Consider the following 24,479-nt stretch of genomic DNA (forward strand, 5'->3'; position numbering starts at 1 on the left):
TTTCTTATGTATAATTGCAGCAATCTAAGAAGACGGTTACGTTATTTTTTAACCTTATTGATCCTTTGTTCCTCTACTTGTGCATTCGCAACAACAGAGGAGAACCATCCTTGTATTATACTTACAGGAGCTTCAGGTCAATTAGGATCAGCAATCACACATTATCTCCATGATCAAGATTACTACCTACTACTCGTAGGAAGACAAAATAGCAAGCTATGCGCCCTACATGAACAAAATCCCAACTCCTCAACTCTAGCTATAGACTACTCCCTTCCAGGATATCTTGCTGATTATAAAAAAACACTTAAAGACCTGAACCGTCCTGTCCACGGTCTCATTATTTCTACCCCGCGTCCTATTTGGGGAGGTATACTACAATCTCCAGAATCTTGGGAAGCTACATTGCAAACAACCTTTGTAGCACAAACAGCTTTAATTCAAGCTACCCTTCCCTATATGAGTCCACAAAGTTCTATTGTTATTATAGCAGGAACCACATCAGTACAGCTAATTCCCGCCTATGGTCTTTCCTGTGTTATTCGTCGTATGTGGACAACATATACTAAAGCATTGGCGCACGAATTGGGGCCGAAAGGAATTCGCGTAAACGTTGTCTCTCCAGGAGTCGTACGCACTCCATTCCATGAAGAAAGGATCCGAGAAAAGGCAAGGGCAAATCACTCTAGCTATGCAGAAGAATATAATAAAGAGACTGAATCCATACCTCTACGGCGTTTTTGTGAAACTGAAGAACTAGCAAAAACTATAGAATTTCTTCTATCATCATCCTCTTCCTTCATTTCAGGAACTAATTTAATTCTTGATGGAGGATACACAACTTCTATTCATTAGCTACCGCTTTCTTATTAAAATTAGTTGATTCGCCTATATCTAATGAAATAACAGGAAAGTTTCCCACCCTCTTATTAAACACACTTGTTTTAGTTTAGTTTCAAATTTTAAATAAATAAACTTTTATCTTTCTAATTTTAAATGCTTTAACATGGATTTCAAAAATCCGTTAATATTGACTTTCTATAGATTCTGTGTTAAGAATTGTCTCCTTTATCTACGTTTTCAACCTCTTTCTAGGAAAATACTATTTATGAATGAATGCCCTGAACAATGGTCATTAGAAGCTATTAAAGAAGTATACGATACACCCGTTTTTGAATTAATTCATAGAGCGAATGCTATATTAAGAAGTAACTTTCCCCATTCAGAATTACAAACTTGTTATTTAGTTTCGATAAAAACTGGAGGTTGCACTGAGGATTGCGCCTATTGTGCACAATCTTCCCGTTACCAAACTAATGTTAAACCTGAACCCATGATGAAAATTACCGAGGTTATGGATCGAGCAAAACATGCTGTGGACTCTGGAGCCACACGTGTCTGCTTAGGAGCTGCTTGGAGAGAGGTAAAGGATAATCATCAATTTGATCGCACCTTAGAAATGATCAAAGGTATTACGAACATGGGTGCTGAAGTTTGTTGTGCTTTAGGAATGTTAACTGCCAGCCAAGCAGAAAAACTTTATGAAGCAGGTCTTTATGCTTATAATCATAATTTAGACTCTTCTGAAGGATTTTATAAGACTATTATTACGACAAGAAAATATGAAGATCGTTTGAAAACTTTAGATGTAGTTGAGAAATCCGGAATTAGCACGTGTTGTGGTGGGATTGTTGGTATGGGAGAAACTGCCGACGATCGCATTGGATTACTCCATACTCTAGCTTGTAGAGAGCGCATGCCAGAATCTGTGCCTGTAAACGTGCTCTGGCCTATAGAGGGGACTCCTCTTCAAGATCAAGAGTCGATATCCTTTTGGGAAATATTACGCACAATAGCTACAGCGCGCATTGTATTTCCTCATTCTATGGTACGCCTTGCTGCAGGACGTGCTTTCCTATCCGTAGAACAGCAAACACTATGTTTTATCGCTGGAGCGAATTCTATTTTCTATGGAGAGAAACTCCTAACCGTAGATAACAACGATATGAACGAAGATACCGAAATGCTGAATTTACTTGGAATGCGTCATCGTCCAGCATTCTCAATGAAAAGAGGGCAGCCATGCCAATCTGCGACCTGTTAACAGAAAGATTAGAGAAACAAAAATATAGAAATACATATCGAACTTTAAAAACGACCTCAGCAACTATAGATTTCACATCTAATGACTATCTAGGCTTTGCTAGGTCTTTAGAATTGAAACAAGCATTCTCTAACACATTAGATCACGCCTATTCCCTAGGTTCTACAGGATCTCGTCTGCTTACAGGACAATCTCTTTTAGCAGATCATGTGGAACAATATATTGCTGCCTATCACCATAGAGAAAGCGCATTGATATTTAATTCTGGATACACAGCAAATTTGGGGCTAATTTCCGCATTAGCCTCTCAGGACGATCGTGTGATTCACGATGTATATATCCATGCTTCTATTCATGATGGAATTCGTCTTTCTAAAGCTCAAAGTATTCCCTTTCGTCACAATGATATTGAGCATTTAGAAAAACGTTTATCACAGCCCCATTGCGGACAAACGTTTGTCTGCGTAGAATCTGTATATTCTCTACACGGTTCTGTATCTCCCCTAAAAACTATCTGTGAATTGTGTAAGAAATATTCTGCCCATCTTATTGTTGATGAGGCACATTCTATAGGGGTCTTTGGAGATAAAGGGGAAGGACTTGTATCTACTCTAGGTCTACAAAATGATGTTGCAGCAACTGTATATACTTTTGGAAAAGCTTTAGGAATTCATGGTGCAGCTGTTGTAGGAAGTAGTCTTCTTAAAGACTATCTCATTAACTTCTCTCGTCCTTTTATTTATACAACTGCTCTACCTCCGCATGCGTTTACAATGATACACCTTGCTTATCAATACAACGAAAACGCTACAATTTCTAGAGAAAATCTCCAAGAGCTGATCGCCCATTTTCGAGAAAACGCCAGGAGCATGCAACTGCCTATACTTCAAGATAATGCAAATACTCCAATTCAATCCTTATGTATACCAGGAAGCACACAAGTGCGTAATGCAGCTAATAAACTACAAAATTCTGGATTTGATGTACGTCCTATTGTAAGCCCGACAGTAAAGCAAAAAGAAGAGTTATTACGTATCTGTCTTCACGCATTTAATACAAAAAGTGAAATCACAGAATTTTTGAATAAATTATATGAAATTCAAGAAAGCTTATGCATATTATCGTAGCAGGAATTGATACAGAAGTAGGCAAAACTTTTGTTAGTGCAATCTTAACTAGTTTACTTCAAGCAGAGTATTGGAAACCGATACAAGCAGGATCTCTAGAACGTTCTGACAGCACGATAGTTCAGGAACTTTCAGGAGCTTTATGTCATAAAGAAGCTTACCGATTTACCCATCCCCTAGCGGCACATCAAGCAGCAGAAATTGATAATATTTTTATTCATGAAGACAATATCTCCCTCCCAGAAACACAATCTACATTGATTATTGAAACTTCTGGAGGATTTCTCTCACCATGCACACCAAACTCACTACAGGGAGATGTCTTTGCTAAATGGCCATGCTATTGGGTACTTGTTAGTAAAAATTATCTAGGGAGTATCAATCACACATGTTTAACAATAGAGGCCATGCAAGCAAGAAATTTAAATATTCTAGGTATGGTTCTTAATCAATACTCTGAGAAAGAAGAAAAATGGCTGCTTAATATGACAGGGGTTCCTTTTTTAGGACGTTTAAATCACGAAACTACTGTTTCTAAAGAAACAGTGCAATACTATGCGAATTTATGGAAGGAAACCTGGAAATTTAAAGAAGAAAAGCTATGCCTCACGATGTAAAATATACTCCCACAAAGACAACATGTTCTAAGATATGGCATCCCTTTGCTCAGCCCGGGTTAGATCATGATCCTATCCATATTACACGTGGAGAAGGTGCTTATCTTTACACAGAATCTGGAACAGCCTATCTCGATGCTATATCTTCTTGGTGGTGTAACCTCCATGGACACACTCATCCCCACATTGCCAAGAAGATCTCTGAGCAAGCACATCAATTAGAGCACGTAATTTTTTCTAACATTACACATTCTCCTGCTGAAGAGCTCTCACAAAAACTTACTCAAATTCTTCCAGAAGGTCTAGAACGTTGTTTCTTTTCTGATAATGGTTCCTGCTCTATAGAAATAGCAATGAAAATTGCCCTACAATACTTCTACAATCAAGGAATAAAAAAGACGCGTTTTGCATCTTTAGTAAATGGTTATCACGGAGACACTTTCGGTGCCATGTCTGTAGTAGGACCTGCGGATATAAACAAACCTTTCCAATCCTTATTTTTTCCTACGGACACTATAGAACCTCCTTACTACGGAAAAGAAGATATTTCTATACAACAAGCAGAAACTCTCTTTTCTACTGGAGAAATTACAGGATTTATTTATGAGCCCGTTTTACAAGGCGTGGCAGGTATGCGTGTACATAATCCTGAAGGATTGAATACTATCCTAGAAATCGCTAAACATTATGGTGTGCTATGCATAGCTGACGAAATTCTTACAGGATTTGGACGTACAGGGTCATTATTCGCCTCGGAACTTATGCAAATACCTCCTGACATAATTTGTCTTTCCAAGGGATTAACAGGAGGGTTTCTCCCCTTTGCTGTGACTGTAGTTCGAGAAGAGATTTATCAAGCTTTTGTATCTAATGACCGCAGAGAAGCATTTCTCCATGGCCATACCTATACAGGAAATCCCTTAGGGTGTGCGGCAGCTCTAGCTTCTTTAGATCTGACATTATCTCCTCAATGTAGACAACAACGAGAAATGATTGAGAATTGTCATAAACACTTCCAATCACATTATGGAGCACATTGGCAACGTTGTGATGTTTTAGGAACAATGCTTGCTATAGACTATCCTACATCCTCGTTAGGGTATTTTTCTAATCTACGTGACACGCTCTATAATTTTTTTATAGAAAACCACATAATCTTACGTCCTTTAGGAAATACTATTTACGTGCTTCCTCCTTATTGTATCCATGAGGAAGACCTTCATAGAATTTATCATTATCTCCAGGAGGCCCTATGCTTACGAGTACAATAAAAACATTTGCATCCTGCGCAACACGTTGGCAACCTGTCCTTAAGTATATAGTTGCCTCCGATGATTTACATAGCAAATGGATCAATACACTATCGTTTTTGGAGAATTGTGGGGCAAAAAAAATCTCCGCTAGTGAGCATCCTACACAAGTGAAAAGAGAAGTGTTGAAACATGCTGCTGAAGAATTCCGTCATGCATTTTATCTAAAAACACAAATATCAAGAATATCCAATGAACCTTTTCTCGATTACTCCTTAGGACAAATGCTAGGCACTTATGGAATAAAGTATTATTTGCATCTCCTAGATTTACGCACATGTAAGGTGCTTAAAAATCAATACCATCTTTCTGGACAAGCATTAAAAACTACTGCTTATGTACTTGTAACTTCTGCTATAGAAATGCGCGCTTCCGAACTCTATCCTATCTATCATAATGTCTTAAAAGATGCAGGAAGCAAAATTACGATAAAATCCATAATCTTAGAGGAGCAAGAACATTTAGCAGAAATGGAATCAGAATTAGCAACAATACCTCATGCAAAAGAACTTCTTTCTTATGCTTGTGAGTTTGAAAGCACTCTATGCTTACAATTACTAAGCTATTTAGAAAAACTAACAGAAACAATCTGCACAGTTTAACCTTGTATAGGAATTACATTTTCTTAGACGATAAATAGCAATTCAGGCAAGCTTTTGGAAAACTAAAATAAGTTAGCCAAAATGCTTGCTTATAAGATTTCTCCCTCCTCTATTTCTGGGAATGTTTGTATTCCCCCATCGAAGTCCCATACTCTACGAGCAATTTTTTGGGCTTCTGTAGCTGATGGCACCTCAATAATAGATAATGCTTTGGAATCTCCTGATTCAGCAGTCATGATTCAAGCTTGCGAGCAACTTGGAGCAAAAATTCATAAAAAATCCTCATCTCTTGAAATTACAGGAACCTCGAATCTTAAATTACCAAAAAATACAGTTATCGATGCAGGGAGTTCAGGAATTGTTTTTCGTTTTTTCACAGCAATTTCAGCAATATTCTCTGAAAAAATAACAATTACAGGATCTTCTCAATTACAAAGGCGCCCCATAGCTCCATTAATCAGAGCCTTAGAAAATTTCGGAGCTACGTTTTCATATCAAGGAGATCTACACACAATCCCCTTCTCTGTTTCAGGGCCTATTTCTTCGGGATATACTGAAGTCTTAGGAGACGATTCGCAATATGCTTCGGCACTCGCAATGGCATGCTCTTTGGCTAAAGGTCCTTTCTCTTTTACTATAATCAATCCTAAAGAACAACCTTGGTTTAAATTGACCTTATGGTGGTTGGAACAATTGGCCATTCCCTATTCACAATCAGAGGATACCTATTCATTTTTAGGGAAAGCTCAACCCAAAGCTTTTTCCTATACTGTTGGAGGTGATTTTAGTAGTGCAGCATTTCTTGTCGCTGCTGCACTACTTTCGCAATCCTCACATCCCACATACTTACAAAATCTTAATATCGATGATATCCAGGGAGACAAAGAATTGTTCTTTCTCCTTCAAAAGCTAGGAGCAAATATTGTTTTTGAAAACAATACTGTTATTGTTTTCCCTTCAATACTTTCTGGTGGGAATATAGATATGGATCCCTTTATTGACGCCCTTCCTATCCTTGCAGTTCTATGTTGCTTTGCTACTTCCCCTTCACATCTATATAATGCTCGAGGAGCTAAGGACAAAGAAAGCGATCGTATTATTGCTATTACCGAAGAACTTCAAAAAATGGGCGCATGCATCCAACCTTGTCATGATGGTTTACTTATCAATCCTAGTCCACTATATGGAGCTTCTATGTATTCCCATAATGATCACAGAATAGCTATGGCGTTATCTATAGCAGCGATGCATGCCTCTGGAGATAGTACTATCTTTGATACTGAATGTATAAAAAAAACTTTTCCAAATTTTATACAGATTTTAACTTCCCTACACACAAATATTCAGGAATACTATGGAACTGTTTCTGTGCGGGCTACCAACAGTGGGAAAGACCTTGCTGGGTCGTGCCTTTGCTAATTATCTATCGATTTCTTTCTTTGATATTGATGATTTAATTGTAAGTAACTATGGCAACGAGCTATATTCCTCAGCATGCGAGATATTTCAAGCTGTTGGAGAAGAGGCGTTTACATCTTTAGAAGTAGAGGCCTTACGCTCTTTACCCCTAGAGAGTAGCGTTACGGCTTTAGGCGGGGGTACAATCATGCATCAAGAAGCTTGTGCTATAATTAAAAACAGGGGGACGTTGATCTATCTATCTCTTCCTGTTACTGAAGTTTATAAACGACTCTTGCAGCGCGGCCTTCCTGAAAGATTAAAGCGGGCACCCAATGTAGAAGAAATTTTACAACAACGTATAGATCATATGCAACGTGTAGCGAATTATAGTTTTCCTCTTGATCATGTAGATCTCCTAGACAAGAATTCGTTGTTATCTGCATGTGAATCTCTTAATACTTTACTAAATCAATGAGAAATCGATTCGGTTCTTTATTTTCTCTGACCACGTGGGGAGAATCTCACGGACCCTCTATTGGGGTTGTTATTGACGGTTGTCCTGCAGGTTTACTGCTTGAACCTGAGGATTTCATTCCCGCAATGTCACGTAGATCTCCGGGAAGACCCGGAACATCCTCTCGCAAAGAAACCGATAGCGTTCACGTTCTTTCTGGAATATATCAAGGAAAGACAACAGGAACACCTATTTCCCTCCAAATTTTCAATACCGATGTAGAAAGTGATGTATACCACAAACAAGATGATCGTTATCGTCCTGGTCATGGACAATTTGCTTACGAAAAAAAATATGGTATTGTAGATCCCCTGGGGGGAGGAAGATCGTCCGCCCGAGAAACAGCGTGTCGTGTAGCTGCAGGGGTTATCGCAGGAAAAATTCTTGCTCACTATGATATTTATTCTTTAGCTTTCTTATCCAAAATCGGAAAAGAATCTATTGAAGAATATCCAAAATTCTCTAAAGAATTTGCGCAAAGTATCTATAGCTCTCCTTTCCTTTCTCCTCTAGACAACGATTCTGTTTTCCAAATATTAACTAATCTAGAAACCGAACAAGACTCTTTAGGTGGAGTAGTATCTTTTATCACTTCCCCTATTCATGAAAGTCTTGGCGAGCCAGTATTTAATAAAGTACAGGCAGTTTTAGCATCAGCACTTATGAGTATCCCCGCTGCCAAGGGATTTGAAATTGGCTTAGGATTTACTTCTGCTGATAGATTCGGATCAGAATATATTGATCCATTTATCATTGAGGATAGAAATATCTCTATGGGCTCAAATAACTGTGGAGGCTCGCTCGGAGGAATTACTGTAGGAATGCCTCTGAATGGACGCGTAGCATTTAAACCTACATCTTCAATTAAGAAACCCTGCTTTACAGTAACAAAAACTCAAGAACCAGCTATTTATGCCACACAAAAAGAAGGTCGCCATGATCCTTGTGTAGCTATAAGGGCTGTAGGTGTTGTAGAAGCGATGGTAAATCTTGTTCTTGCTGATTTATTACTACAACAACGATGTGCTAGGCTATGATAGAGAACTTTATCTCCAATCCGCATAACGTTAAACTTGTAGAGGATTTCTTCAATAAGAAGTTATTTTCTTCAATATCTACAAACTTTCCTATTGTAATTATTAGCGATCTCCATGTAGCAGAAGAAATTCTTCCTCCCATCTTAGATTTCATGGATTCTTTAGACTATAAGGTAATCCTACTGACATTCCCTCCTGGAGAAAAAAATAAAACATGGGAAATCTTTATTTCCCTACAAAATCAGCTTGTTGATCAAGATGTCTCTTTAGGATCTACAATTATTGGTATTGGCGGGGGTATAGTTTTAGACATGGCCGGCTTCCTGGCTTCTACATATTGTCGAGGAGTTCAGCTATTTTTAATTCCTACAACAATGACAGCTATGATTGACGCAAGCATTGGTGGGAAAAACGGTATCAATCTAAGGGGATTAAAAAATCGTCTAGGAACTTTTTATCCTCCGAAAGATGTGTGGATATGTCCTGAGTTCTTAACGACATTACCAAGGAGAGAATGGTTTCATGGAATTTCTGAATCCATAAAGCACGGATGTATTGCGGATGCATATATATGGGAATTTTTGCATAACTATAGTGATATGCTCTTCTCTTCAAGGGAAATTCTGAATGAGTTTATTAAAAGAAACTGCATGATTAAAGCTGCTATCGTCGCTAAAGATCCTAAAGATAAGAATCTAAGAAAAATACTCAATTTCGGTCATACGATTGCCCATGCAATAGAAACATTATCCAAAGGGTACATCCCTCATGGATTAGCAGTAAGTGTAGGAATGATGATAGAAATGAAAATTTCTCTAGAATCAGGGATTATGAAAAATCCTTATCTTATTGAGCAATTATATAATTTATTAAAACATTTCTGTTTGCCTACAACTCTTGAAGAACTACGATCTCTGATTCCACAACATCTTCATAACGGATTTTATAATCCGGAAAATATTATCCACACACTCGGTTATGATAAGAAAAACCTATCGAAAAAAGCCGTAAGAATGGTCATGATAGAACATTTAGGAAGAGTTGCTCCATATAATGGCACCTATTGTGCAACACCAAAAATGGATATCCTTTATGAAGTTCTAAAAAGTGAATGTCATGTTATGTGCAACAATTAGCGGTCCTTCTTTTTCCGAAGCAAAACAACAACTTTTGCACTCGTTACCTCTAGTAGATAGTATAGAGTTGCGTATCGACTGTCTTTTATCTCTATCATTAGATCAGCTGAAACATTTGGTTTCTTTAGCAAAGAAACCTATTCTTACATTAAAAAAGCACGCTAGTTTATCTGAATCGGTATGGGTAGAACGCACCATGGAACTAGCAAAATTACAACCTGATTATCTCGATATCGATAAAGATTTTCCTAAAGAAGCTTTAAGAAATATTCAAAATCAATATCCTAATATAAAGATTATCCTTTCCTATCATAGCAAAACCTCAGAATACGTTCCGAATCTTTATAATGATATGCTAAAACAACAAGCTCATCATTATAAAATCGCAATCACTTCAACCAAATCCATAGATACCCTGCGTTATATACGAATAAAAAAATATCTTCCCGAAAACACTACAGTACTTTGCATGGGAAATGAAGGAATCGCTTCTCGAATCCTTTCGCCATTAATGAAAAATGCTATTAATTATGCTTCGGGAATAAATGCCCCTAAAGTAGCTCCTGGACAACTTTCTATAGAAGATCTATTAGCATATAATTATGCCAACCTCTCTTCAGAATCCAGTATCTATGGTCTTATTGGTAATCCTGTAGATCGCAGTATCAGTCATCTTTCTCATAATAAGCTATTCTCAGAACTGAATATGAAGATGAGTTACATAAAAATCCTTTTAACATCTCAAGAACTTAAAGACTTTTTCTCCCTAACGCGAGATCTTCCTTTTCGAGGGCTTAGTGTAACTATGCCCTTTAAAACCGATGTTCTTGACTATATCGATATTCTTGATACTTCTGTAAAACACTGCCAGTCTTGTAATACTCTAGTTTTCAATAATAATAAGATCACGGGATACAATACAGACGGTTCAGGACTATTGAATCTTTTGAAACGCAAAAATATCACCTTACAAAATACACACGTAGCTATTGTAGGTTCAGGAGGAGCAGCAATGGCTATAGCAACGACATTTGCTTATTCAGGAGCTCGTATTAGCATCTTCAACCGAACAGAAGCCCATGCTAAAAAACTCGCTGAGCTATGTAATGGGAATGCGTTTCCTTTAAGCTCTCTATCAGAAAATCTTAATATAGATATTCTAATTTTATGCCTTCCTCCTAATGTAGAAATTCCAGAAGTCTTCTCTCCTGTAATTATCGATATCAATACATTGCCCAAAGAATCTCACTACACAAGAAAAGCTAAAACAAAAGGATGCCATATCCTTTATGGATATGAAATGTTTGCAGAGCAAGCTCTGCTACAATTTTCTCTATGGTTTCCTGAAAAACTCTCTGAAGAGGACAATGAGAGATTTCGTATTAGCGTGGAAAATATCGTTAATGCCATGTAAAAAATCTTTGTTTTGCTTTATGCTTTTCAAAATTTTTTATTTGAAAGCACATGCAAAGATATTGGTTATTTTTCTTTTTTCTTTTTCCTCTAGCTATTCATAGTGGTGAAACTACACGTTATGTAGAGGTAAAATCCATTCATGAAATCGCAGGTGACATCCTTTATGATAGCAGTGACTTTTGGTTGATATTTGATCTCGATGACACTTTATTAGAAGGTGCCCAGGCGTTAACACAATCATTGTGGTTACAGAAAACAATAGAGGGATTTCAACAGCTAGGGCTTTCTGAAAACGAAGCTTGGGAAACTACCTACCCTTACTGGGAAGAGTTCCAAGAAAAAGGATCTGTAAAAACTATAGAAAATGCTATGCAAATTCTCATCACAAAGATCCACGAAAAAAAGAAAACACTGTTTGCGTATACGGAACGTAAACTCTCCTCAGAAAATATCACCTTGCAGCAATTGAAAAGCTTAAACCTAAAATTAGATCGTACGGCTCCCGCCATACCTACTCGTCTACCAAAAGGGATTCTCTTTTCTTCAGGAGTGTTATTCGGAGAAGAATTGCATAAGGGGCCGGGGCTGCAATTATTTCTAGATGCCATAGATGCTCATCCTGAAAAGATCATTTATATTGATAACCGCAAGGAAAATGTTTTACGTATCGGTGAGTTATGTAAATTAAAAAAAATTTCCTATCTAGGGATTACCTATACAGCTCAGAAATTCTTACCCCCAGTATACATCCCAGAAATCTCTAAGGTTCAATATACATACTCTCAAAAACTCCTTAGCAATGAAGCTGCTGCCCTACTCTTAAGACATCAAATGACAGAGTAGTATTAAAATAATAATTCCTTAACTTCCACCAAAAATGATGGCATAAAAAAACTTCTTTTTTTTAGAGTCACAACAAAGAGCAGCGTATCTTTTCTTTTGGTAGTTCATGGCGTCTTTTCGTTCTTCTCTATTAACCGCTCTATGTACTTACGGTATGTTGACGATGCCCGCTTATGGAATCGATCCAAATCATCCTGAGCATCATCATCATAGATACTCCGAAAGACTTAAAAAAAGTAACGCTAAAGATTCTGATATCTCCTCCTTACCTGCAACATCAGAATCATCTGAAACCTTACGCCAAGAACCTCGTCGTCACATACTTACCCCAGTACGTAATGTCTTAGAAGATCACCCTTGCGATGAGGGGTTGTCGATCTCAAAATTGTTGTACTCGATAGAAAAAGAGACTAACTCTCAAATATCTGTGGATTTTACCATTCTCCCTCAATGGTTTTATCCTAAAAAAGGTGCCCTAGCAGCAATCGATGAAAAACAGCCAACTTGGCAATTTTACATGAGTCCTAGCATCTCTTGGCAGTTATACAATAACCCTACAGCAGGCGTAGGGAGTATTGATTTTTCCTATACATTAATACGTTATTGGAGAAACAACGCGCAAAACGCCAATAATGCTACAGGCATCGCCGGCGGGATCAATGATTATAGCTCTCGAGCAAATACATTATCACAACTTACATTCTCTCAGACATTCCCCGGAGAAATGCTTACTGTTTCGTTAGGCCAATATAGCTTATATTCTATAGACGGAACTCTATATGATAATGATCAGCAATCTGGATTTATAAGCTATGCCCTATCACAAAATGCTAGTGCGACATATTCCTTAGGAAGTGTTGGTGCCTATGTACAATTCACACCTACACCTTCTATAAATATCCAAGCTGGTTTTCAGGATGCCTATAATATTTTAGGTACCTCTTTTGACGTCTATAACCTCACAAGAAATCGATATAATTTCTATGGTTATTTCTCGTGGGCACCACAGAGTTCTCTTGGTAGGGGGCAATATTCCGCATTAATCTATTCTACAAGAAAGGTTCCCCAACAGCCTACTCAAACAACAGGATGGTCATTGAACTTCGGTCAACACTTGGGGGAAAAGCTCTATATATTTGGAAGATGGAATGGAGCCACAGGAACAGCAGTAAATCTTAATCGTTCATATGTTCTTGGATTCGCATCAGCAAATCCAATAAATCGTAATTCTCAAGATCTTTTTGGAGCTGCTTGCTCAATGAGCAAGGTGAATCCTAAGGTCGTTACGGAAAGAAAAATTCGCAAATATGAAACTGTAATAGAAACATTTGCAACTATAGGGTTTGGGCCTCATATTTCTCTAACTCCAGATCTACAAATCTATATTCATCCAGCACGAAGACCTGATAAACGTTCTGCTAAAGTTTACGGTGTTCGGGCTAACTTTTCTACCTAATCCTAATAACTTCATTATCCATATTTTTAGGAGTTTATACATGCCTTACGGGACACGCTACCCAACATTAGCCTTCCACACAGGAGGAGTAGGAGAATCCGATGATGGAATGCCTCCTCAACCTTTCGAAACTTTCTGCTATGACTCCGCTCTTTTACAAGCAAAAGTCGAAAATTTTAATATTGTTCCTTATACATCTGTATTACCTAAAGAACTTTTCGGGAATATTGTTCCCGTAGATCAATGTGTTAAATTCTTCAAACATGGTGCTGTTTTAGAAGTGATCATGGCTGGACGTGGAGCCGCGACAGCAGATGGGACTCATGCAATTGCTACAGGTGTTGGCATCTGCTGGGGACAAGATAAAAATGGTGAGCTTATCGGTGGATGGGCCGCAGAATACGTAGAATTTTTCCCTACATGGATCAATGATGAGATCGCAGAATCTCATGCAAAAATGTGGTTAAAAAAATCCCTACAACATGAACTAGACCTTCGCTCGGTTGTCAAACATAGTGAATTTCAATACTTCCATAACTACATCAATATTAAGCAAAAGTACGGTTTCTCATTAACTGCATTAGGGTTTCTCAACTTTGAAAATGCCGATCCGGCAACAATTAGGTAAGGAGAATTCATGGTTTCTAATGGGGGTAAAACCAGGAAAAATCTTGGAGCCATAGCTTTAGCAGGTATGGTAATTAGCTCTATGATTGGGGGAGGAATTTTTAGCCTTCCCCAAAATATGGCAGCATCCGCGGGAGCAGGAGCTATTATCTTAGCATGGATCCTGACAGGCGTAGGCATGTTTTTTATTGCCAATACTTTTAAAATTCTCTCATTAGTGCGCCCTGATTTAACAACAGGGATCTATATGTACAGCCGAGAAGGATTTGGACCTTATGTAGGATTTACTATTGGTTGGGGATATTGGTTATGCCAAATTTTTGGTAACGTCGGTTATGCCGTCATGACCATGGATGCATTAAATTATTTCTTTCCTCCCTATTTTAAAGGGGGAAATACTATTCCTGCAATTATTGGAGGCTCTATTCTTATATGGGTTTTCAATTTCATAGTCCTTAAAGGAATCCGTCAAGCATCTTTCATCAATATTATCGGAACAGTATGTAAACTCGTTCCTCTTATTGTATTTATTGTTATCACAGCATTCGTCTTCAAGCTTGCTATTTTTAAAACGGATTTTTGGGGACATACAGCCACAAAAACACAACCGTTATTAGGATCAGTAACTAGCCAGTTAAAAAGTACTATGTTAGTGACTTTATGGGCTTTCATTGGAATCGAAGGTGCTGTCGTTATGTCAGCACGTGCGAAAAGCTCTAATGCTGTTGGGAAAGCTACTATATTAGGTTTTATAGGATGCTTAACTGTTTATATACTTTTATCCATCTTACCTTTTGGCTCCCTATTTCAACATCAACTTGCTGGTATCGCCAATCCTTCAACTGCTGGAGTATTAGATATTCTCGTAGGGAAATGGGGTGAGGTCTTAATGAACATAGGTCTCCTTGTAGCTATACTATCCAGTTGGTTATCCTGGACTATGATTGTTGCAGAGATTCCTTATTCCGCAGCGAAAAATGGTACATTCCCAGAGATCTTCACAATAGAAAATGCTGTGCATTCTCCTAAAGTCTCGTTATATATAACGAGTGCTCTTATGCAAGTCGCGATGCTTCTCGTATATTTTTCAACAAACGCATGGAATACGATGTTGAGCATCACAGGAGTGATGGTTTTACCTGCCTATTTAGCAAGTGCCGCTTTTCTTTTTAAATTCAGCAAAGATAAAAATTATCCAAATAAAGGACCTATTAAATCTTCCACTGCAAAATACACAGGAATTTTTGGTGTTATTTATTCTATCTGGTTGATCTATGCCGGAGGTTTAAATTATCTATTTATGGCAATCATTCTCTTAGCCTTAGGTATTCCATTCTACATAGATGCTGGAAAGAAAGGTAAGAATGCTAAAACTTTTTTTGCAAAAAAAGAGGTTACAGAAATTACAATAATTGCTTTGTTGGCGTTATTAGCGATTTTCCTCTTTTCAACGGAAAAAATCCGTTTATAACGATCCCAATCACCCTTTGGGAGAGGCCTTCGGGCCTCTCTCATTTTTTCTTTAGTTCTCCTTCATTTTCTTCTACATTCCCCTCTGTTATTTAATACATTATTTGCTTATTCTCAGAAGTAGATATAGAGACAAATTCTTAATTAAGATCCTAGATTTCAAGGTAAATATATGCGTATAGCAGTTTTAGGAGCAGGATATGCCGGGCTTTCTGTAACTTGGCATTTGCTACTACACTCTCAGGGAACAGCAACAATAGATCTTTTTGATCCCGTTCCCTTAGGTCATGGCGCATCAGGATTATCTTCGGGTCTCCTTCATGGCTTTACTGGAAAAAAAGCTAATAAGCCTCCGCTTGCGGATTTAGGAATTACCTCTACTCATGGCTTAATCACAGAAGCTAGCAAAGCATTAAATATCCCTATTGTTCTTTCTCGAGGAATAATCCGCCCAGCCGTAGACGATGAACAAGCAGAAATTTTTATGAAACGCGTTGAAGAATTCCCTAATGAATTAGAATGGTGGGAAAAAGCACGTTGTGAAATGACAGTTCCAGGTATAGTTGCTAATCTTGGCGCTCTATTCATAAAGAACGGTGTAACTATAAATAACAATGCCTATATCAACGGTCTTTGGGATGCCTGCGCTAATCTTGGCACACAGTTTTATGACGAGCTTATAGAAAATATAGAAGATATCGAAGAGTTTTACGATCACATCATTGTAACTCCAGGGGCTAATGCTCATGTTCTCCCCGAATTACAGAAACTTCCTCTATCTAATGTAAAAGGTCAACTTATAGAAATTTCTTGGCCTGAAGATCTAACAATGCCACAATTTAGTATCAATGCGCATAAATATATGGTGGCAAATACAGAAAATAATACCTGCATTTTAGGAGCAACTTTCGAACACAATCAGCCTGAACCTGTTACTGATGAAACTACCGCTTATAACGAAATCATGCCTCCTGTTCTTTCGTTATTCCCTGCTCTTAAAGAAGCAAAGATTCTCAACTATTATGCAGGAATGCGTTCATCAAGTTCTACTCGCCTACCTTTAATTAGCAGAATAAAAGAAAACCTTTGGTTCCTAGGAGGTCTAGGATCCAAAGGTCTACTTTATCACGGTCTTACCGGAGATATGCTCGCTCAAGCTGTATTGAAACAATCTACAGCTTACGTAGCTAAAGAGTTTTTATTTACTCTTTAATTAGATTTTCTTTTGAAGTTTGCTTCTCTAAGTAAAAATCAAAAGAGAAATTAAAGAAAAAGGAAACCGCAGGTGTAAGAATTAATGCTATTGGGATGACCAATACCAAGACTTCTATCAAAAATGATCCTGTATTCATATCTGATAAACAGACTAAATGCGACATCAAATAAAACGAATCTAAAGCTAGCCAACTACACAAAGCTAAAGGTGTCGCTGCTATGACAAATCCAATGAATTGGTTCAAGATATTTCCCTGAAAACAACGAATTAAGTGCATATAGTCAATGCTATCATGATCACTCAAAGCAGGTATGCAAAAAAACAGAGATACGAAAGCGCCTAGAAATAGCAAGATCAAAGTTGTTGCTGAAAGATAAGGAACAAAAATTAGCAAAGTATGGAAAAGTTTACCAATCCAAGGTAAAGAACTTAGAAATACTGAAAGTAAAATTACTGTACCTACTACAACCATAGCTATAAAAAACGGCATAGAAACAAGTAGTGATAGCCAAAGCGATTTCCAGTTCTTATGAAACGTTGAAATGATTTTACCCACATTTCCCGCAGATTCTTGTTTTAAAAGTGCCTGTACAATTACAGCAGAAGCACAAACAATACTAAAGGAAGAGAAAAAAGCTCCCAATCCCAATGTTGATAATGAAAAACTAAGAACAAACTGTGAACATAGTTTTAAAAATATGGCAAAAACAAAACCAAAACAGCACAAACTAGAAAAAATAAAAAGAAACCGCTGTTTATTAAAAATCTTTTTAAAAGCATTTTGACTTAATACATCAAAAGATTGAGTCATAAATCACCCCCACTAACTTGCGCTATAACAAAGAGACATTGGCTTTTTCCTGAGAAATTTCATCCAAGGATATTTGAATCTTATTTTTTATAAAGGCGTCCCAAGATAATCCAGGAACAATCTCATAATCCCCAGAGGGCAACATACGACATGGAAAACCAAAAATTAAATCTTCAGGAATACCATAAGGATTATAATCGGAACATACTCCAGTAGAAAACCACTCCCCATCTTTAGGAAGAAAAATAGAGCGTGCAGCTTCTGCTAAAGCACGGGCAGCAGATCCCGCGGAAGATTTTCCACGAGCTTCAATCACAGCGCTTCCTCGATTTTGAATAGAAGGCAGCATAATGTTTTCAAGCCAATCACGATCACTTATAACTTCTACAGCAGGTTTTCCTGAAATTAATGCCTGAGTAAAATCAGGAACTTGTTTTGCGGAATGATTACCCCAAATAACAACATTAGTAACTTCATCTAAAGGCACTTCCGCACGATGTGCTAACATCGTATGCATACGATTTTGGTCTAAACGCAGCATAGAATGAAAATTGCTTCTTTTCAATTTCGGAGCCTGATTCATAGCAAGCCAGCAATTGGTATTTACAGGATTACCGACGACAAAAATCTTTGCATCTCGTTTAGCAGAAGTATTTAGCACTGAACCCTGAAGAGAAAAAATTTCTCCATTACGTTTTAAAAGATCCGAACGTTCCATTCCAGGACCTCGGGGTGCTGCTCCTATTAGAAAAGCAGCATCAATACCATCGAAAGCATCTTCCAAAGAAGTTGTAACACGTAGGGATTGTAAAAGAGGATAAGCACAATCATCGAGTTCCATACGAACACCAGAAAGCACTCTTTCTAAACCTGGGAGGTCATATACACGTAGATCAATGCCGCAATCATTACCAAAAACATCACCGTGAGCTAGAGCAAACAAAAAACTATAGGCGATTTGCCCTGTTCCACCCGTCACAGCAACACTAACCGTACGTGTTAATTTCATAATCACGCCTCCCTAAAAAAATCACTATAATCTTTAAATAAAAACAAAATCAAGCGCGTCTATTTTTCGATAGATAAAGAAAGAAAATTCCTCAGCTAAAACCATGCTAAGAGGCCAAATAAATAAAAGCACTATGCTCTTATCAACAATACTCCGCATCCGAATTCTATACCAAGACTTATGCTTTACTAACGTTTCTGTCAAACTATAGTTCCTATTCCAAACTCCCATAAAAAATAGGAATGTCCCATTAAAAACGAAGTAGAAAAATCTCAAAAAATATTAGCGTGTGAAAAAATAATAAGGAAACATTGCTGCCCCTTAAAAACAGTTGTAGATTAAAAAAATGACAATAAAGAAGAGCTTAAAAGGCTATACGATAGAAAATGGCTCCTCGAGCCCCTACCCAAACCCCCGTGCCAGATTTGATGACCTGTTCTCCCTTACGAGTAGATAAAACACCGTGGATATCTAAAAATCCTACAGAACGCACACGAATAAAAAACATAGCGTTTCATCCATTGCTTAGAAAATGAAAGCGCTAATTATACCATAAAAACTATTAAAATATTGAGGGAAAACGAGTTTCATCTCCTTCAATCTCTAGATCTGGATATTTTTATTTTTTAGTATCATTAAAAAGTCTTAACAATGCTTCTGCCTCAAGAAGGGTTCCTTCTTTCCCTTGATTCTGCATAGCCTCCAAAACCTGGTTTGCGAGGTCTTTTCCCAGGGTAACTCCTTCCTGGTCGAAGGAGTTAATTCCCCAGCAAAAGCCCTGAAAGACTATTTTATGTTCATAGAAGGCTAAAAGAGCTCCCATAGTGTAGGGAGTGAGTCTTTCAGACACAAGAATAGAGGAGGGACGATTTCCTCTAAAATTTTTATTCGGATTAGTATTTTCCCTTCCTTTTGCTAAGGCTATGGACTGGGCTACCATATTAGCGAAAAGCTTTTGAGAAGAACTAGATCCAGCTATAATGATATCTTTTCCCCTTTGATTCTCAAGAAAACCAATGAATTCTACAGGAACAATATCACTACCTTGATGAAGGCACTGGAAGAAGGAGTGTTGGCTATTTGTTCCTACCTCACCCCAAATAATGGGACTTGTGGAAAAGCTTATCATTTCTCCAGTCTGAGCAACACTCTTCCCATTAGACTCCATACCGCATTGCTGTAAATGCGCAGGAAAATACTCTAATCCTGTAGCATAGGGAACTACAACAGAAGTAGGATAACGTAAAAAATTACGATTCCAGATCCCTAACATTGCTGATAATAAAGGAAGGTTTTCACTCATACGAGGTTCTAAAGCTGCCAAATCCATAGCTGCAGCTCCTTGAAGGAGCTGTAAAAATATATCGAAGCCATAGGCAAAACCTAAAACAACTCCGCCAACCATAGATGTAGAAGAATAGCGCCCTCCAATACTATCCCAAATATGGAAAACTTCAAGATATTTATCCGTATCATCCATAGGGCTACCCTCACAGGTAACAGCAATGAAATGCTCTCGAAAACTCAATCCTTGTTTTAAGAAATGATCTGCTAGTAATTCTTCATTAACGGCAGTCTCTAATGTAGTTCCTGATTTCGATACAGTAACAACCAAAGTCTTTGCACAATCTATCTCTTGTAAAACTTCTGCAGCATTGTCAGGATCTACATTAGAGACAAAATATACTCTCTTATCTGACGGGCAACAGCCCTTTAAAGCACAATGTAAAGCTTTAGGTCCAAGTTCTGAACCCCCTATTCCAATTTGTACAATAGTTGTAAAAGCATCTCTATATTTATTAAGAAAATCTTTTAAACGTTGTGCTTCGATTTTTGATCTTAAAGAAATATCCTCAGCATTACCTTTTAAAGGTATTTCCTTAACCCATGCACGTGTCGCAGTATGTAAAGCAGGCCGAGATTCACTAGGGAAATTATCAATATAGTTCACAACTTCGCCATTTTGCATTGCCTGCATAGATTCGATAAGACCACGTTCAGAAGCTAAATCCGTTAATGCGGACAAAATACCTTCATCGACACGTTCTGTAGCGTAACTTAATGTAAAGCCTTCTACAGACAAAGAAAATCTTTCTATACGCTCTCTAGAAATCACTCCGGGGACTGTCAAATCTATAGGTACCACAGCCAAATCTTGTAATATCTTTGTTGAGGAGCTCTCTAAAAAGCCTTTTCTATTCATTGTCTACCTCGTCCTAGCTTAAAAACTATCTATATATCTATACTCAAAACTATATCAGCCGAAGTTAGATTTTATGGCCTCAGCTCAGTTTTGTGATCTTATTCTTGAACAATTTGTTCTTTTTCTCTCGGTAGATCGTGGTCTTTGCCGCAATTCTATTTCCGCATATTGTCAGGACATTGCCTTATTTCTAAAAATAAGTGCCATCACATCAACTGAAGAAATTTCCCAAGATAGCGTATATCTGTTTGTTCAGCAGCTACATAAACGCAAAGAAGCTGAGTCTACTTTAGCGCGTCGTTTGATTGCCTTAAAAGTATTTTTCCGATTTCTTAAAGAAGCAAAGCTTCTTGATCATCCCCCTCTTATTGAACATCCAAAAATTTGGAAACGCCTTCCATCTGTTTTAACACCGAAAGAAGTTGATGCTCTTTTATCTGCTGCTCAACAAACCGGAATTTCTCCTACCATTTCTGCTAGAGATACCGCAATTCTCCACACACTGTATTCCACAGGTATTCGTGTATCCGAGCTCTGTGGTTTATGCATTAGTGACGTTAGTGATGATTTTCTACGTGTTACTGGAAAAGGTTCTAAAACACGACTTGTTCCCCTAGGGAAACTCGCCTGTAAAGCCATTGATACCTATCTATGTCCTTTTCGAGCGAACTTTCAAAAAAATAATCCAGAAGAACACCACCTATTTCTCTCTATACGCGGGCGTAAGTTAGAGCGCTCCTGTGTATGGAGAAGAATCCATTACTACGCAAAACAAGTGACCCATAAACGTGTCTCACCGCACTCCCTAAGACATGCCTTTGCCACACACCTATTAGACAATAAAGCAGATCTTCGCGTCATTCAAGAAATGCTCGGACATGCCCGTATTGCTTCTACAGAAATCTATACTCATGTGGCTGCGGATACCTTAGTAGAAAACTTTCTTTCCTATCACCCAAGAAATCCCTAGTCACAATGATAGAAAAACGTACCATCCTCAAATCGAGAATAACAATCTTCATTACCCTGTGATGTTCCTGTATATCCTCCATAAGTCTCAGGATAATAATATCCATAGTCATAAGGATAGTAGAAACTATAGGGAACATGACCGTTTTGTTCTTGAAATTGTAATCCCGATACAGGCACTGCCTTTACTAAGGATACAGACTCCAAAGCAAGGGAATTTTCTCCAAAAGCTACAGAAAAACAACAACTTAGGAAGCAAGCGAAAACTAGAAGCATTTTCTTCATAAAATTCCTCAAAAAAAATCTAAAACTCTAGATTTTATTTTACTATGAACGGGAATTTAATGATTTTCTTAGTGAAGAGATGTTGAAATGCCCAGGATAGGACTTGAACCTACATGCCGCGAAGCACTGGATCCTAAATCCAGCGTGTCTACCAATTTCACCACCTGGGCAGAAAAACACTCTATCAGTGGTTAGCAGATTCATTTTGATTCCTATTACTGTTTTTGTAAATAGAAAACCCCTATATTCTCGAGCATTCTCTCCTACCTTCTAACCCTTTTATAATCAAACTTGCAGGAAAATGAGGTTTTATATAATTTTCATCGTTTCTATGTCTCCATAACTTATTCGTGCGAAAATTAGTATGAACACTCCCCTGCCCTCAGCAGTCCCGTCTACCAACATGACGTTAAAGGAAGATGCCTCTTCAACATCTTCAGCATCAACAGGTTCCAGCATTTTAAAAACTGCAGCTGGAGATGTTGCGCTTTCTGTATTTACTACAGAAGGGTCAACGCCAGCCTCTCTAAGTTCTCTTGCTGCTCTCGCTCTTGCACAAATTTCTGCAACTTCTGGAGAAAATACTAATCCTCTACAAGATTGCATGCATAATCTTGTTTTCCTTCCGCCGGAAACCGTTGAAGTTGAGATACTCATATCTGATCTTCTACAAGCTTTAGAAACCGCAGATCCTACGAAAGCACAAGAAGAACCAACCAGTTTAGAGAAACAAGAACAATTCCTTCCTCAAGGAGGATGTAAATCTCGGGATGTGGCGCCAAGATCTACAAAAGAGACATATGCGACACCGAAAGAGTCACAGCAATTCTCGAAAGCTTCCTCTAGCTATTCCTCTGTAAAAACCTCTGATTCTCGATCTCCTACCACCCACTTCTCAACACAACATACCTTGGGGCAATCTGCGCAACGTGCTGTTTGTACGACATCACCTCAGCAATCTCGAATGGAAAAGGATGGGGAACATATTTCCTCTCAATCCTACGGTTCATTTGTTGCAGAGAAAAAAGAACAGCAAATCTTCACAACAAAGTCTCACGAATCTAAACAAGATCGCGAAAATCGAGATCAAAAACAAGATCGACAACATGAAGGACAACACCAAGAAGATGATTCCCAAGGAAGGGACCGGGGGAAAAAATACAAAGCTAAGGTTTCTATCGAAGAAATTGAAGAAGTCTCTCCCGAACTCTCTATAGCACATCTACGCTATCTTAATGATGTACGACAGTCTCGAGAAATCAACATTGAGGAAGAGAAAACATTTAAAAGAAAAGCACAATCTCCAATGGCACTTTTCACAGCAGCAACTCCTCTGCAAGGATTTGCCCCGATTCCCACTCCAAAAGTTGAAAATGTATTTATACGTTTTATGAAACTTATGGAAAGAATTCTCGGACAAGCTGAAGCCGAAGCCCAAGAATTATATCTGCGCGTTAAAGAACGTACTGATAATGTAGATACATTAACACTTCTCATTTCTAAAATTAACTCTGAGAAGGGGGCTATTGATTGGAGAGAGAATTCAGAAATGAAAGCTCTCATAGATCAAGCTAAAAAACTTGGGGTAACGATAACAGACACATTGCAATGGTCTGAAGAAGAGAAAAAGCTTCTGAAAGAAAATATTCAGATGCGCAAAGAAAATATGGAGAAAATTACGCAGCTTGAACGAACAGATATGCAACGACATCTTCAAGAAGTCTCACAATGTCATCAGGCGCGCTCCAATGTATTAAAACTTCTCAAAGAACTCATGGATACCTTTATTTACAATTTGCGTCCGTAATGTCATATTTAGCTTATTTATTAGAAAAGATAGCTTCATCAAGCAAAGAAGATTATCCATTTCCGGATGATTTAGAAAGTTATTTGTCAGGATATTTTCCAAGCAAAGATCTGCCATTAGATACATATCAAAAACTCTTTAAAATTTCTTCTGAAGAACTGGAACGTGTCTATAAAGAAGGTTACAACGCTTATCTGAATAGAGAATATCAAGAAAGTAGTGCAACTTTTCGCTGGTTAGTCTTCTTTAATCCTTTTGTTTCTAAGTTTTGGTTTTCTTTAGGGGCATCATTGCATATGAGCCAGCTTTATCCCCAAGCTTTACATGCCTATGCTGTGACTGCATTATTACGGGATAAAGATCCCTATCCTCATTATTATGCCTATATCTGTTATACCCTCATGGACCAACATGAAGATGCGAGTAAGGCGTTAGAACTTGCGTGGGAACGAGCAAAACATCATAGCTCCTATCAAGAACTGAAAGCAGAAATCTTGGATATAAAAAACCATGCATAAT

The 24,479-nt window shown here is 37.9% G+C and carries 24 protein-coding genes and 1 tRNA gene; 19 read left to right on the forward strand and 6 right to left on the reverse strand.

Annotated features, from left to right (window positions below; all coding sequences use genetic code 11):
• Positions 1 to 6 precede the first annotated feature (6 nt).
• From H9Q19_RS00840 to H9Q19_RS00915, 16 genes are all read left to right on the forward strand, one after another.
• A complete protein-coding gene (locus H9Q19_RS00840; protein ID WP_213241308.1) occupies positions 7 to 855 on the forward strand; it encodes an SDR family oxidoreductase in 849 nt (282 codons plus the stop codon).
• Between the two features lie 253 nt (positions 856 to 1,108).
• Positions 1,109 to 2,104, forward strand: a complete 996-nt coding sequence (bioB, locus tag H9Q19_RS00845; protein WP_213241310.1) for a biotin synthase BioB — start codon at positions 1,109 to 1,111, stop codon at positions 2,102 to 2,104.
• Positions 2,083 to 3,231, forward strand: coding sequence for an aminotransferase class I/II-fold pyridoxal phosphate-dependent enzyme (locus H9Q19_RS00850; protein ID WP_213241312.1), 1,149 nt, complete (start codon positions 2,083 to 2,085; stop codon positions 3,229 to 3,231). The genes bioB and H9Q19_RS00850 overlap by 22 nt, the downstream gene beginning before the upstream one ends.
• The gene (gene bioD / locus H9Q19_RS00855; protein WP_213241314.1) at positions 3,216 to 3,848 is read left to right on the forward strand and encodes a dethiobiotin synthase; all 633 of its coding nucleotides are present in this window, start codon (positions 3,216 to 3,218) and stop codon (positions 3,846 to 3,848) included. The genes H9Q19_RS00850 and bioD overlap by 16 nt, the downstream gene beginning before the upstream one ends.
• Positions 3,833 to 5,119: an adenosylmethionine--8-amino-7-oxononanoate transaminase gene (bioA, locus tag H9Q19_RS00860; RefSeq protein WP_213241316.1), complete on the forward strand. Its 1,287-nt coding sequence runs from the start codon at positions 3,833 to 3,835 to the stop codon at positions 5,117 to 5,119. Before bioD ends, bioA begins: the two co-directional genes overlap by 16 nt.
• Entirely contained in the window at positions 5,101 to 5,760 is a 660-nt protein-coding gene (locus tag H9Q19_RS00865; protein ID WP_213241318.1) for a hypothetical protein, read from the forward strand. Before bioA ends, H9Q19_RS00865 begins: the two co-directional genes overlap by 19 nt.
• An 81-nt stretch (positions 5,761 to 5,841) precedes the next feature.
• The gene (gene aroA / locus H9Q19_RS00870) at positions 5,842 to 7,179 is read left to right on the forward strand and encodes a 3-phosphoshikimate 1-carboxyvinyltransferase (RefSeq protein WP_213241320.1); all 1,338 of its coding nucleotides are present in this window, start codon (positions 5,842 to 5,844) and stop codon (positions 7,177 to 7,179) included.
• Positions 7,115 to 7,636: a shikimate kinase gene (locus H9Q19_RS00875; protein WP_213241322.1), complete on the forward strand. Its 522-nt coding sequence runs from the start codon at positions 7,115 to 7,117 to the stop codon at positions 7,634 to 7,636. Before aroA ends, H9Q19_RS00875 begins: the two co-directional genes overlap by 65 nt.
• A complete protein-coding gene (gene aroC / locus H9Q19_RS00880; RefSeq protein ID WP_213241324.1) occupies positions 7,633 to 8,712 on the forward strand; it encodes a chorismate synthase in 1,080 nt (359 codons plus the stop codon). The genes H9Q19_RS00875 and aroC overlap by 4 nt, the downstream gene beginning before the upstream one ends.
• Complete coding sequence (aroB, locus tag H9Q19_RS00885) at positions 8,709 to 9,848, forward strand: 3-dehydroquinate synthase (protein WP_213241326.1); 1,140 nt, start codon at positions 8,709 to 8,711, stop codon at positions 9,846 to 9,848. The genes aroC and aroB overlap by 4 nt, the downstream gene beginning before the upstream one ends.
• Positions 9,829 to 11,262: a bifunctional 3-dehydroquinate dehydratase/shikimate dehydrogenase gene (locus H9Q19_RS00890; protein ID WP_213241328.1), complete on the forward strand. Its 1,434-nt coding sequence runs from the start codon at positions 9,829 to 9,831 to the stop codon at positions 11,260 to 11,262. Before aroB ends, H9Q19_RS00890 begins: the two co-directional genes overlap by 20 nt.
• A gap of 50 nt (positions 11,263 to 11,312) precedes the next feature.
• The gene (locus H9Q19_RS00895; protein WP_213241330.1) at positions 11,313 to 12,107 is read left to right on the forward strand and encodes a DUF2608 domain-containing protein; all 795 of its coding nucleotides are present in this window, start codon (positions 11,313 to 11,315) and stop codon (positions 12,105 to 12,107) included.
• 106 nt (positions 12,108 to 12,213) lie between these two features.
• Positions 12,214 to 13,563, forward strand: coding sequence for a porin AaxA (gene aaxA / locus H9Q19_RS00900; protein ID WP_213241332.1), 1,350 nt, complete (start codon positions 12,214 to 12,216; stop codon positions 13,561 to 13,563).
• A gap of 40 nt (positions 13,564 to 13,603) precedes the next feature.
• The gene (gene aaxB / locus H9Q19_RS00905) at positions 13,604 to 14,191 is read left to right on the forward strand and encodes a pyruvoyl-dependent arginine decarboxylase AaxB (RefSeq protein WP_213241334.1); all 588 of its coding nucleotides are present in this window, start codon (positions 13,604 to 13,606) and stop codon (positions 14,189 to 14,191) included.
• Between the two features lie 9 nt (positions 14,192 to 14,200).
• Positions 14,201 to 15,661 (forward strand): arginine/agmatine antiporter AaxC, encoded by a 1,461-nt coding sequence (gene aaxC / locus H9Q19_RS00910; protein ID WP_213241336.1) that lies wholly within the window; start codon positions 14,201 to 14,203, stop codon positions 15,659 to 15,661.
• 171 nt (positions 15,662 to 15,832) lie between these two features.
• On the forward strand, positions 15,833 to 16,873 hold the full coding sequence (locus tag H9Q19_RS00915) for an FAD-dependent oxidoreductase (protein ID WP_213241339.1): 1,041 nt from the start codon (positions 15,833 to 15,835) through the stop codon (positions 16,871 to 16,873).
• Here the strand turns inward: H9Q19_RS00915 and H9Q19_RS00920 are convergent.
• From H9Q19_RS00920 to H9Q19_RS00935, 4 genes are all read right to left on the reverse strand, one after another.
• Entirely contained in the window at positions 16,863 to 17,687 is an 825-nt protein-coding gene (locus tag H9Q19_RS00920) for a hypothetical protein (RefSeq protein WP_213241342.1), read from the reverse strand. The two genes, H9Q19_RS00915 and H9Q19_RS00920, sit on opposite strands and share 11 nt — an antisense overlap.
• 22 nt (positions 17,688 to 17,709) lie before the next feature.
• The gene (locus H9Q19_RS00925) at positions 17,710 to 18,696 is read right to left on the reverse strand and encodes a malate dehydrogenase (RefSeq protein ID WP_213241344.1); all 987 of its coding nucleotides are present in this window, start codon (positions 18,694 to 18,696) and stop codon (positions 17,710 to 17,712) included.
• Between the two features lie 364 nt (positions 18,697 to 19,060).
• The gene (ltuA, locus tag H9Q19_RS00930; RefSeq protein ID WP_213241346.1) at positions 19,061 to 19,204 is read right to left on the reverse strand and encodes a protein LtuA; all 144 of its coding nucleotides are present in this window, start codon (positions 19,202 to 19,204) and stop codon (positions 19,061 to 19,063) included.
• A gap of 111 nt (positions 19,205 to 19,315) precedes the next feature.
• The gene (locus H9Q19_RS00935; protein WP_213241347.1) at positions 19,316 to 20,899 is read right to left on the reverse strand and encodes a glucose-6-phosphate isomerase; all 1,584 of its coding nucleotides are present in this window, start codon (positions 20,897 to 20,899) and stop codon (positions 19,316 to 19,318) included.
• Positions 20,900 to 20,972: 73 nt separating this feature from the next.
• On the opposite strand from H9Q19_RS00935, the gene H9Q19_RS00940 reads away from it, so the two are divergent.
• Positions 20,973 to 21,869: a site-specific tyrosine recombinase XerD gene (locus tag H9Q19_RS00940; protein ID WP_213241349.1), complete on the forward strand. Its 897-nt coding sequence runs from the start codon at positions 20,973 to 20,975 to the stop codon at positions 21,867 to 21,869.
• On the opposite strand, the gene H9Q19_RS00945 is transcribed toward H9Q19_RS00940, so the two are convergent.
• Complete coding sequence (locus H9Q19_RS00945; RefSeq protein ID WP_213241351.1) at positions 21,866 to 22,153, reverse strand: hypothetical protein; 288 nt, start codon at positions 22,151 to 22,153, stop codon at positions 21,866 to 21,868. The two genes, H9Q19_RS00940 and H9Q19_RS00945, sit on opposite strands and share 4 nt — an antisense overlap.
• 88 nt (positions 22,154 to 22,241) lie before the next feature.
• Positions 22,242 to 22,323 (reverse strand) — tRNA-Leu (locus H9Q19_RS00950).
• Positions 22,324 to 22,517: 194 nt separating this feature from the next.
• Here H9Q19_RS00950 and H9Q19_RS00955 point away from each other — a divergent pair.
• Positions 22,518 to 23,960: a hypothetical protein gene (locus H9Q19_RS00955; protein ID WP_213241353.1), complete on the forward strand. Its 1,443-nt coding sequence runs from the start codon at positions 22,518 to 22,520 to the stop codon at positions 23,958 to 23,960.
• Positions 23,960 to 24,478: a SycD/LcrH family type III secretion system chaperone gene (locus H9Q19_RS00960; protein ID WP_213241355.1), complete on the forward strand. Its 519-nt coding sequence runs from the start codon at positions 23,960 to 23,962 to the stop codon at positions 24,476 to 24,478. The genes H9Q19_RS00955 and H9Q19_RS00960 overlap by 1 nt, the downstream gene beginning before the upstream one ends.
• The last annotated feature ends 1 nt before the right edge of the window (position 24,479 follow it).

The organism is Chlamydia crocodili (assembly GCF_018343815.1).
Classification (GTDB): Bacteria; Chlamydiota; Chlamydiia; order Chlamydiales; family Chlamydiaceae; genus Chlamydia; species Chlamydia crocodili.